The organism is Limnoraphis robusta CS-951 (assembly GCF_000972705.2).
Map to the genome: position 1 here is coordinate 1 of NZ_LATL02000064.1, position 10,563 is coordinate 10,563.

The following is a 10,563-nucleotide window of genomic DNA, read 5'->3' on the forward strand; positions in this document are numbered from 1 at the left end:
TTTTGATACAAACCTGTGGATAAAGCCCTGTATCAACAACTCGAACAAGAGAGACTTTTAAACCAAGTGACTAGCCAGATTCGCCAAAGTCTGGACTTGTCTGTTATTTTGTCAACAGCAGTTGAACGGTTGCAGCAATTTTTGCAGGTTGATCGGTTGTTGATCTATCAGTTTGACTTTGAATGGTCTGTTCCTCCAGGCGAATGTATCCTAGAACTAGAAGGGGAAACAGAGGATCGAAAGCGAAATACTTCACCCCCTCGACTCCCTACTTCCTCGGGTTTCTCTTCAGTTAACAGCAATAGTCGCAAAGGATGTGTCACCTACGAAGCTCGTTCGTCTGATCAAATCTTGTCTGTTCTTCACTTAAGCGAAGCAGATAGCTGCTTTTTTGAAAAGCCAGAAGCTCAAGCAAAATTTAAAAAAAGTCAGGCGTTTTTGATGATTCAAGATGTGGAGAATACCTATCAATCTTCACCCTGTTTTTTGGCGTTTTTAAAACAGATTAAAGTTCGTTCAAAGCTGGTTTTTTCAATCATTGTACAAAATCAATTGTGGGGATTATTAATCGCCCATCAATGTTTCCAGCCCCGTTCTTGGACTGAGGATGAAAACAAGTTTCTCGCTCAAATAACCGAACATTTATCGATCGCAATTTATCAAGCCCAACTCTACGCCCAACTCCAACAGCAAAAGGAAACCTTAGAGCGACGAGTTACAGAACGCACACAAGCCCTTCACGACGCCTTATTAGCGGCTCAATCTGCCAATCGAGCGAAAAGCGAATTTTTAGCCACCATGAGCCATGAATTGCGAACGCCGCTCACCTGTGTCATTGGGATTTCAGCTACCCTATTACGTCTTTATTCTAACAGTGAAGAACTGCCAAAAATTCCCCGAGAAAAGCAGCAAGAATATCTAAAAAAAATTCACGACAGTGGAGAACATTTATTAGAACTAATTAACGATATTCTCGAACTTTCTCAAGTAGAAGCCGGAAAAACAGTCTTACAAATCAGTGAATTTTCTCTGACTAAACTCGCTCAACAGAGTTTATATTCCTTTCGAGAAAGAGCGCAAAAACAGGATATCATCCTCACCAGTGATATTCAGATAAAACCCGATCAAGATAAATTTTCGGCTGATCAACACCGAGTCAAACAAATTTTATCCAATCTATTAAGTAATGCGATTAAATTCACCCCAGAAGGCGGACGAGTTACTCTACGAGTTCGAGTTGATGGGAACACAGCGATTTTGCAAATCCAAGATACTGGAATTGGAATTCCCGAGGAACAACAACCTTTATTATTTGAAAAGTTCCAACAACTTGATTCTTCCTATCGTCGTCAATATGGCGGAACAGGTTTAGGTTTAGCGTTGACCAAACAATTAGTTGAACTTCATGGGGGAGCGATTAGATTTACCTCGACTGAAGGTATTGGTTCAAAGTTTACCGTTCACCTTCCCGCTCTACCTAATCTCTCCCCAAATTCTCAGCAACGAGTGAAAGCTTCTTCATTCAAAACCTCACTACAAACAATATACACTAATAACCCACGAGGTCGGTTTATCCTGATTGAAGATGATGAAGAAACAGCAACACTAATCTGTGAAATTCTAACGGCGGCGGGTTATCAAGTGGTTTGGTTAGTAGAAGGATTAACCGCACTCGGACAAATTGAATTGTTACAACCGACAGCCCTTATTGTTGATATGTACATAGCGGGTCAAGATGGTTATGAAATCATTCACCACCTAAAAAACACCAAAGCTACACAACAAATCAAAATTTTAGCAATCACAACTGAAACTGAATCTACATCTCCAGAAAGTGTCTTAATCACTCAGGCTGATGATTTTATTACCAAACCCATTCAACCGAATCAGTTACTTAATAAAATTATCAGTTGGGAGGCGCGAGAATAAAGATTAAACTTGTCCATCGCTTCAATTATGTTGATTCGTTACATTTGCAGCAAAATCCACTCAACTTGCTATGCTATAAAAGTTATTACTCAGTAAACAGTAACCTGTTGGGAAACTCCGGTTAAAATCCGGGGCTGTGCGGCAGCTGTAAGTCATGGACTCGCCAATTGACAAGCCAGAATGCCAACTCGTTACAGACCACTCTACATCCTGCCAAGCACAGGAAAGGGGCTTAAATGCTTATTAGTCAGACTCAAAATTTCAACCTCAGTCTTCCCCCTTTACCCTTGCAACGTCCTTTGTTGCTGATCGGACATGGGACTCGCGACACCGAAGGCCGCCAAACCTTCCTTGATTTTGCCGAAGCTTATCAAGCCCTTGACCATTCTCGTCCCGTTGTTCCCTGTTTTCTCGAACTCACAGGCCCAACTATTCAAGAAGGCATTGAACGCTGTCTCAAACAAGGCTACACTGAACTTTCAGCCTTACCTCTGCTCTTATTTGCAGCCCGTCACAACAAATTTGATATTACCAACGAACTTGATCGCGCCCGAGAAACCTATCCGCAACTCAAGTTTCATTATGGGCGTCATTTCGGTATCAGTCCCCTGATTTTTGACTTGTGGAAAACTCGTTTAGCAGAACTTGATCGCCCTGATATTGATCGTTCTGAAACCGTTATCCTCTTTGTAGNCCCGTCACAACAAATTTGATATTACCAACGAACTTGATCGCGCCCGAGAAACCTATCCGCAACTCAAGTTTCATTATGGGCGTCATTTCGGTATCAGTCCCCTGATTTTTGACTTGTGGAAAACTCGTTTAGCAGAACTTGATCGCCCTGATATTGATCGTTCTGAAACCGTTATCCTCTTTGTAGGGCGGGGTTCTTCTGATCCTGATGCCAATAGCGATGTCTACAAACTCGCTCGAATGGTGTGGGAAGGAAGCGGTTATCAAACCGTCGAAACCTGTTTTATTGGAATTACTCACCCGCGTCTAGAAGAAGGCTTCCGTCGCGCCCGTTTGTATCAGCCCAAACGGATTATTGTCTTGCCTTATTTCTTGTTTACAGGCCTGTTAGTCAAGAAAATTTTTGATATCACCGCCCAACAACAAGAACAATATCCCGATATTAGCATGACTTGTTTGCCCGAAATGGGCATTCAACCCGAACTGTTGCAACTCTTACGCGATCGCGAAATTGANTTATTTCTTGTTTACAGGCCTGTTAGTCAAGAAAATTTTTGATATCACCGCCCAACAACAAGAACAATATCCCGATATTAGCATGACTTGTTTGCCCGAAATGGGCATTCAACCCGAACTGTTGCAACTCTTACGCGATCGCGAAATTGAAACCCAACTCGGTCAAGTTCAGATGAACTGTGAAGCCTGTAAGTTCCGGTTAGCAGCCGTTGCTGGCGACTCACACAGTCATCATCATCACGATCATCACGATCACCATCATCACAGCCATGATCACGGTCACTCCCATGAGGCTGTTGACCCCTATGCCGATCCGCAGCAATATCATCAACGCATTTGGCAAACCCCATAATACCCTGAAACTCTTTCTCAGCGAAAATTCATCTGAGTGAGATTCAATAGATAATTAGTTTGGATCTACCCCCCCCTCATGCTCCGCTTATGCAGTCTTAGAGGGGGTTTTGTTAACTACAGCCAAGATCAAAAGTAATATGAAATCGAAAAAATAATGCTATAAAAGGCAAAAGGCAATATTGATAACAGGTACGGGTAATTTATGAATTACCCCTTAACTGAAAAAACCGATGATTGACTACAACCCCCTACGCGAACTTCTCGCTGCTGCACAATGGAAGCAAGCAGATGGTGAAACATATCGATTAATGCTGAAAATTGCAGGTAAACAGGCGACGGCTTACTTAGATATCGAGAGTTTTGAAAAGTTTCCCTGTAATGATCTTCAAATGATTGACCAACTCTGGACAACACACAGCAATGGAAACTTTGGGTTCTCTAAGCAAAAGCAAATCTATCAACATTTGGGGGGAAACAAAGAGTATAACCAGAACATTTGGAATACTTTTGGCGATAGCATGGGTTGGAGAAGGTCAGGAAAATGGTTAGAATACAATGAATGTTGGCACACTCAACCCCCACTTGCCGTATTTTGTCGGGTTGAGATTGATATCGAAGGTTGGGATATATTGCGCTCATGGTTCTGTCGAAGCAGGGAGTCTGCAATGTTGTTTGCTACTCTAGTATCCAGGTTGAACGACTGTGGCTTATAACTTCTATTCTGTACCCGAACTCAACAAAACCTTCTAAACCGGGTTTCTCTACAAAAAATTTAGCCGATCAGCTAAATTAGCAAGAAACCCTGTTTCTGATAGGGATGCAAGATCTAATATCATGTCCGACTAATCAATAATGATTCTGTAGGGGCGGGTTCAGTCAATATCTTTAGCACTACTCCGAGATTGAGATAAACCCGCCCCACCTCATAACTTTCTATTGCAACTTTTGGGTTAAATTCCAGCAACCATTGCGATGCTCAAAAATATAAGCCCCAGGTTCTCCATAAGTGCGAACAAGATATTCTTCTTCACCCACTTGAGGATCATAAGCATACTCAGCTTTAATATAGTCTACTCGAAAGGTGTTGTTGTTAAAGCGTATAAAGTCAATTTGCAAGCGAGTATAGGGACTATTATCAACACTAGAAGGCACCAATTGAACCCAACGGTAATCTCTCAAATCTATGCTAAACTCATCATCTTTTTTACTTATAACTTCTATGAGAATACTAGGATTTTTATAGTCTCGGACTTCAATAGTATCTGCTGTATAAGTAAAACGTGTTTCCTTCCCTTGGTAATCTTGACCCCGCGCAAAATGTTCAAAAAAGCTTTTGTATTCATCAGGTGAACAATAATTAGGCAAAGCCGCTTGCAGTTGATGATTGTTATTTTTAGTGCGATTATCTGTTACGGGTTCACTGGGCGAATTGAGATCATTAAGTTCGTTAGTTGCTTCCCAACTCGAAGCTGTAACCATCGCTTGAGGTTGAGTTTGAGCTTCAGCAAGTGGTAATCTATTAGATACAATAGAATTTCTACAGCCTGTAATCAGTCCAATCAGAATCGTAACAATTAGAACTTTAGGCGAAGTTGAAATGAAGCTATATTTTATCGGCATGGCGTTGAAAAAATAGGGGTCTATTTCAGCTTTATTCAGGTTTATATTCCACAGGTAGACACATAAAGTCTCTTTCTAATTGCTGACCATTCTTGAGCATCAGTAGTTCCGGGCTGAAGCTTTTGTCCAATCATTTGCGGATAGCGACTATAAAAAATTACATCTGTTAAATAGTCATAGGGATTAGAATAAGAATCAGGTTGTCCACCGAAATGAAACTCCCACCGACCATCAGGTTCTGCAAACGCACAAGCTACCTCAGTTGGCTTAATGAGGGGTGCAATTGCGGCTCGTAAATTATCCCACTCTCGAATATAATTTCGATCTCTGCTAGTTAGTTGGCGACCTTGTAATTGAGGGTTCGCTTGATAGAAGAAATGATCCGTATACTCATCAATCAGTTGGGTAGGGGCTTGTCTGGAAACCTGGGTGAACTCTCTATTAGCACGTTGGGGTATTGCATTTGCTATTGTTGCATGAGTCAAAAATAAAGTACCGGATAGGAGACATAATCCAGAAAAACTTGAGAGAGTCAGGGTGGAAAATAGGGGTTTTATCATAGAGTTAATAACAAAAAAAGCCGTGATTTTTTCAGATGCTTCACCGGAGTTGATTATGGCTTTTACTACATTGCCTGAATCGAGAATTCCGCAAGCACCAAAAATTGACAGACTTCGTTCATCCTCAGTGTAACTGAGAATCACTGCTCACTCTATATTGCTGCTTTGGAGGTGATACTCTGAGTAAACTCTCCAAAGCAAACTCCTGATGATCAACCCCTAATCCTTCTCTACATTTCCCTAACATACCAATCAATTTAGAGCAAACCGTACAACCGTTGAATCAGATCAGGCGCTCGGACAACTCCCTCAATTCGATCAACGGGTTTACCCTTTTTAAACAACACCAAAGTCGGTAAAGCTTCTATTCCATATTGAGACGCAATCTGTGGATATTTGTCTGTGTCAATTTTCACGATTTTGATTTGTTGATTCATTTGTTGATTAACTTCCTCTAAAATCGGCGCCATCATGTGACAAGGGCCACACCAAGTCGCATAGAAATCAACCAAAACCGGAAGATCTGAACCCTCTAGAAGTTCTTGAAAGCTGCTAAACGTCTTTTTGACCGACATGGAGAGAAACTCCCTCTAATTTGATGTTTTTATTATAATCTGAGTCCTATCGCAGTTGACTCTCTCGACTGATAACCTTGAAGTTCACACCGCACAGCAAGAATCTATTCTTGAGTATTTTACCCATCCATAAAATTTGATTTGAAATCCCGTTTTGATTGATCAACTGTTACTCAACTCTCTATCGAAATCACAGTTGATCAACAAAGTTTGATGCTCTCGCGGTGCCAAAAGCTGTTAACCTCTAGAATGGAAAGATTGACCGGTGAACCACAGGAGAGGAAATATTAATGGACGTTTTACCCGAAACGCTACAACATCTAAAAGAACAAGTTGCTATCATCACAGGCGCATCACGGGGAATTGGTCGGGCGATCGCGATCGCTCTAGCCAGCGAAGGCGCTAATATTGTCGTGAACTACGCGAGTTCTTCAGGTGCCGCCGATGAATTGGTGAGCGAAATTACCANGATCGCTCTAGCCAGCGAAGGCGCTAATATTGTCGTGAACTACGCGAGTTCTTCAGGTGCCGCCGATGAATTGGTGAGCGAAATTACCAACTCAGGAGGAAATGCGATCGCCCGACAAGCTGACGTTTCCCAAGCCGATCAAGTCGATACCCTGATCAGCAGCGTCATGGAAAAATGGGGGCGGATCGACATTTTAGTAAACAATGCAGGCATCACCCGTGATACTCTACTGTTGCGGATGAAACCCGAAGAATGGCAAGCCGTGATCGACCTCAACCTCACAGGCGTTTTTCTCTGCACACGCGCCGTTAGTAAAATTATGTTGAAACAACGATCTGGTCGAATTATTAATATTGCGTCGGTAGCAGGTCAGATGGGAAACCCCGGACAAGCGAATTATAGTGCAGCCAAAGCAGGCGTGATCGGATTTACCAAAACAGTTGCAAAAGAACTGGCCAGTCGTGGACTAACTGTTAACGCTGTCGCCCCTGGGTTTATTGAAACGGATATGACAAAAGATCTGAAAAATACCGAAGACATTCTAAAATTTATTCCCCTCGGTCGGTACGGTCAACCCCAAGAAGTTGCTGGAATGGTGCGTTTTTTAGCCGCAGACCCCGCCGCAGCCTATATCACAGGTCAGGTGTTTAATGTTGATGGGGGAATGGTCATGGCTTAAATTAGGGAATAGAGGACAGGGAATAGGGAATAGGGGACAGGGAATAGGGAATAGGGAATAGGGAACAGTTAGAGACTTCCCCTCCTGCCTTCTGCCTCCTGCCTATTCCCTCTTGCCTCTTGCCTCTTGCCTCCTGCCTCTTGCCTCTTACAAGATTGCCTCTTGCCTTCTGCCTCCTGCCTCCTGCCTTTTGCCTTTTGCCTTTTGCCTTTTGCCTTTTGCCTTTTGCCTCTTGCCTCTTACAAGATTGCCTCCTGCCTCTTGCCTCCTGCCTCTCTTGTACGGTTTCCACGAATTAGCACTCAGAACCTAAGAGTGCTAAATTGCAAGGTGGAGAGCTAACGGTCGTTACATGGCTAAAATTGTTGCATTTAATGAAGAGTCGCGGCGGGCGCTCGAACGGGGTATTAACGCCATTACAGATGCAGTGCGCGTCACCCTCGGGCCAAAAGGTCGAAATGTATTAATAGAAAAAAAATTTGGTGCGCCCGACATCGTAAATGATGGGATTACCGTCACCAAAGAAATCACACTTTCTGATCCTCTAGAAAATACGGGTGCTAGATTAATTCAAGAAGTTGCATCTCAAACGAACGATATCGCAGGAGATGGTACAACCACAGCCGCAATCTTAACTCAAGCGATGATTGCTGAAGGCTTAAAGAACGTCGCAGCCGGGGCTAATCCCGTTTCTCTGCGTCGGGGGATAGAAAAAACCATCAGCAGGTTAGTCGCGGAAATCGTCGCCGTTGCTCAACCCGTAGCAGGAGATGCGATCGCCCAAGTCGCGACAGTATCGGCGGGAAACGATCAAGAAATTGGTCAGATGATCGCCGAAGCGATGGAAAAAGTCACCAAAGACGGCGTGATCACCGTTGAAGAGTCTAAGTCCTTGATAACAGAACTTGATGTTGTCGAAGGGATGCAGTTTGATCGCGGTTATCTGTCGCCCTATTTCGTCACCGACAACGAACGGATGTTAGTTGAGTACGAAAATGCCCGTATTCTGATTGTTGATAAAAAAATTAGTAGCATTCAGGACTTAGTTGCAGTCCTGGAAAAAATGGCAAGGGCGGGTCAGCCTTTACTAATTATCGCAGAAGATGTTGATGGAGAAGCCCTGGCGACTTTAGTTGTTAATAAAGTTAGAGGCGTATTAAATGCAGCCGCCGTGAAAGCCCCAGGGTTTGGCGAACGTCGTAAAGCCATGCTGCAAGACATCGCCATTCTCACCAATGGTCAAGTCATTTCTGAAGAGATTGGCTTAAGCTTGGATCTAGTTACCCTAGAAATGCTCGGAAAAGCCGACAAAGTAACCATTGAGAAAGACAAGACGATCATTGTCGCATCCGGTAATAAAGCCGATGTCGAAGCCCGTATTGCTCAATTGCGGCGACAACGGGAAGAAACCGATTTAGAGTATGATCTCAATAAACTGCAAGAACGAATTGCCAAACTTGCAGGTGGTGTTGCTGTGATTAAAGTTGGGGCGGCGACAGAAACCGAGTTAAAATCTCGTAAACTGCGAATTGAAGACGCGCTCAATGCGACAAAAGCCGCAGTCGAAGAAGGAGTTGTTCCCGGTGGTGGTACAACGCTGATACATTTGGCGAAAAAAATCGATCAAATCATCGAGGAACTCGTCGGAGAAGAAAAAATTGGCGCGAGAATTGTCGCTAAAGCTTTAGAAGCCCCTCTGTGTCAAATTGCCAATAATGCCGGGGTAGAAGGAGCTGTTATCGTTGAAAAGGTTCGGGAAACCGAGTTCAACATTGGTTATAATGCTCTCACGGGTGAATGTGAAGACCTGATCAAAGCAGGGATTCTAGATCCGGCGAAAGTTGTCCGTTCAGCGCTACAAAATGCAGGTTCTATCGCCGGAATGGTTTTAACTACCGAAGCGTTAGTCGTTGAGAAGCCTGAGAAGAAACCCCCCGCACCCGACATGGACGGCATGGGTGGTATGGGCGGCATGGGCGGCATGGGCGGCATGGGCGGCATGGGTATGGGCGGTATGGGCGGCATGGGCATGATGTAAGCCGTTCACCGTTCAACAACTCAATGCGCGAGTTTTGTTATTAATTTATCAGCAACCCAAAAAAATAGGGTTGTTTTTTTATTGCCATTATTCCCCTGATTTTACCGAGATCATTTTTCAAGTAAATTGCTTTATATTAATTCAATGAATTTGTCGCTAAAGTTTGCCCCATCCACTGGAGATAATCTAAAGAACCTGCAACAATTGGAATGGCAATAATTTCGGGAACTTCATAGGAATGCAGTTGACGAATTTTGGCTTCTAAGGCTTCAAATTGAGTTAAATCTGTTTTAATCATCAGTTGCCATTCTTCGTCTGAACACAATTCATTTTTCCAGGTATAAATTGAACGAATTGGAGCCAGACTGACACAAGCGGCTAACTTAGATTCTACCAAGACCTTAGCGATCGCCTCAGCTTCGGTTTGAGAACTTGCTGTTACGAGAACAATACCATAATTTGTCGTCATATGAATAACTAACTCGCACTCATTCTATTAGACATCGAAGCTGATCCCACCGAAAAAATAGCCGATGATAGTTCAAGATTTTGTTGAACAGATTCCGGTAAAATCGCCCGATTCAAACAAGTTCCATACAGTTGAGAACCCTTTAACTGAGCATCTGTTAAATCCGCTTCTGTTAAATCTGCATCAGACAATTGAGCATAATTCAAATTCGCTAGTTTCAAACAAACCCCTTCTAAATTCGCCCCGGTTAAATTCGCCCGACTCAACCGTGCGGCTCGCATTTGAGCATAACTCAAGTTCGCCCCCATCAGTTTGGCTGCGGTTAAATTCGCTCCATTCAACCTCGCCTGACTCAAATTCACCCCATCGAGTTCAACTTGAGCGAGATTCACCCCATTCAGACAAGCCCCCCGCAAGTTAACCCCTGTTAGCAAAGTTCCCGCCAACTTCGCCGCACTCAGTCTCGCTCCTCCCAGATTTGCCCATTTGAGGTTCGCTCCGGTTAAGTCTGCTCCCCGGAGGTTAATCCCGTTTAAATCCCCAGCGCAGAGATTAGCATTTGTTAGGGTTGCGGCTCTTGACATACTCCCCATTTCTAAAGAAAGGGGATTCTCCAAGCCTCACGGCTTTGGATTACTGATTCATTGACAACCCTTACAGC

At 43.5% G+C, this 10,563-nt stretch carries 11 protein-coding genes, 2 pseudogenes and 1 riboswitch; of the genes and pseudogenes, 8 read left to right on the plus strand and 5 right to left on the minus strand.

The window, feature by feature from the left end; translation table 11 throughout:
- The first annotated feature begins 15 nt into the window (after positions 1-15).
- The 5 genes and pseudogenes from WN50_RS05270 to WN50_RS05290 all read left to right on the plus strand — a co-directional run bounded on the left by WN50_RS05270 (position 16) and on the right by WN50_RS05290 (position 4,205).
- Positions 16-1,929: a hybrid sensor histidine kinase/response regulator gene (locus WN50_RS05270; RefSeq protein ID WP_046280854.1), complete on the plus strand. Its 1,914-nt coding sequence runs from the start codon at positions 16-18 to the stop codon at positions 1,927-1,929.
- A 94-nt stretch (positions 1,930-2,023) separates the two neighbouring features.
- Positions 2,024-2,123, plus strand: a riboswitch (adenosylcobalamin-variant (AdoCbl-variant) riboswitch).
- A 42-nt stretch (positions 2,124-2,165) separates the two neighbouring features.
- A partial coding sequence (locus WN50_RS05275) for a sirohydrochlorin chelatase (RefSeq protein ID WP_049558277.1) occupies positions 2,166-2,622 on the plus strand: 457 nt, incomplete at its 3' end.
- A gap of 1 nt (position 2,623) precedes the next feature.
- Positions 2,624-3,137: pseudogene (locus tag WN50_RS35145) on the plus strand (sirohydrochlorin chelatase); the annotation flags it as partial.
- A gap of 8 nt (positions 3,138-3,145) precedes the next feature.
- Positions 3,146-3,490: a CbiX/SirB N-terminal domain-containing protein gene (locus WN50_RS35150; RefSeq protein ID WP_049558272.1), complete on the plus strand. Its 345-nt coding sequence runs from the start codon at positions 3,146-3,148 to the stop codon at positions 3,488-3,490.
- 232 nt (positions 3,491-3,722) lie between these two features.
- Complete coding sequence (locus tag WN50_RS05290) at positions 3,723-4,205, plus strand: GUN4 domain-containing protein (protein WP_053221409.1); 483 nt, start codon at positions 3,723-3,725, stop codon at positions 4,203-4,205.
- A 220-nt stretch (positions 4,206-4,425) separates the two neighbouring features.
- Here the strand turns inward: WN50_RS05290 and WN50_RS05295 are convergent, their stop codons facing one another.
- The 3 genes from WN50_RS05295 to trxA all read right to left on the minus strand — a co-directional run bounded on the left by WN50_RS05295 (position 4,426) and on the right by trxA (position 6,247).
- Positions 4,426-5,112, minus strand: a complete 687-nt coding sequence (locus WN50_RS05295) for a hypothetical protein (protein ID WP_046280635.1) — start codon at positions 5,110-5,112, stop codon at positions 4,426-4,428.
- A gap of 41 nt (positions 5,113-5,153) precedes the next feature.
- The gene (locus WN50_RS05300) at positions 5,154-5,816 is read right to left on the minus strand and encodes a hypothetical protein (RefSeq protein WP_046280636.1); all 663 of its coding nucleotides are present in this window, start codon (positions 5,814-5,816) and stop codon (positions 5,154-5,156) included.
- A 113-nt stretch (positions 5,817-5,929) separates the two neighbouring features.
- The gene (gene trxA, locus WN50_RS05305; protein WP_046280637.1) at positions 5,930-6,247 is read right to left on the minus strand and encodes a thioredoxin; all 318 of its coding nucleotides are present in this window, start codon (positions 6,245-6,247) and stop codon (positions 5,930-5,932) included.
- A gap of 290 nt (positions 6,248-6,537) precedes the next feature.
- Between trxA and WN50_RS35835 the strand changes: the two genes are divergently transcribed.
- From WN50_RS35835 to groL, 3 genes and pseudogenes are all read left to right on the plus strand, one after another.
- Positions 6,538-6,715: SDR family NAD(P)-dependent oxidoreductase (locus WN50_RS35835; protein ID WP_235440839.1), on the plus strand; the 178-nt coding region annotated here is incomplete at its 3' end.
- Between the two features lies 1 nt (position 6,716).
- A pseudogene (gene fabG / locus WN50_RS05310) lies at positions 6,717-7,395 on the plus strand (3-oxoacyl-[acyl-carrier-protein] reductase); the annotation flags it as partial.
- 352 nt (positions 7,396-7,747) lie between these two features.
- Positions 7,748-9,433, plus strand: a complete 1,686-nt coding sequence (groL, locus tag WN50_RS05320; RefSeq protein WP_046280640.1) for a chaperonin GroEL — start codon at positions 7,748-7,750, stop codon at positions 9,431-9,433.
- 136 nt (positions 9,434-9,569) lie between these two features.
- Here groL and cutA read toward each other — a convergent pair whose 3' ends face one another.
- Both cutA and WN50_RS05330 read right to left on the minus strand, forming a co-directional pair.
- Positions 9,570-9,902, minus strand: coding sequence for a divalent-cation tolerance protein CutA (gene cutA / locus WN50_RS05325; RefSeq protein WP_046280641.1), 333 nt, complete (start codon positions 9,900-9,902; stop codon positions 9,570-9,572).
- Positions 9,903-9,910: 8 nt separating this feature from the next.
- Positions 9,911-10,486 carry a pentapeptide repeat-containing protein gene (locus tag WN50_RS05330; RefSeq protein WP_235440838.1) on the minus strand — a complete coding sequence of 192 codons (576 nt, stop codon included), beginning with the start codon at positions 10,484-10,486 and terminating at the stop codon, positions 9,911-9,913.
- Between the last annotated feature and the right edge of the window lie 77 nt (positions 10,487-10,563).